1 protein-coding gene is annotated in these 331 nt (G+C 48.0%); it reads right to left on the bottom strand.

The annotated features are described in order from the left end of the window. A partial coding sequence (locus HC176_RS18290) for a TonB-dependent receptor plug domain-containing protein (protein ID WP_167920417.1) occupies positions 1 to 331 on the bottom strand: 331 nt, incomplete at both ends.

Raw genomic sequence — 331 nt, 5'->3', positions numbered from 1 at the left:
CATTGACCTCCATAGGTCCGTCCTTTCCATTCTTTGTAGTGATGATGATCACCCCATTGGCGGCTCGAGATCCGTAGATGGCAGCAGCAGCCGCATCCTTTAATATTTGGATGGATTCGATATCATTGGGGTTAAAGTCCCTGTTTGCAGAAGTCACTAACCCATCAATGACATATAATGGGTTGGCATTCTGAAGGTTCTTAAGTCCCCGAATTTCTATTTTGGCTTCCTGTCCGGGCTGTCCGCCACCTCTTACCGTAACTCCTGAGGCTAGTCCCTGAAGACTTTCCGCCACGGTAGTACTCTGTCTTTTAGAGATTTGTTCGGCAGC

Source organism: Tamlana crocina, assembly GCF_012037625.1.
The sequence above is the reverse complement of the archived record's forward strand: the minus strand, read 5'-3'. Positions and strand labels throughout refer to the sequence as shown.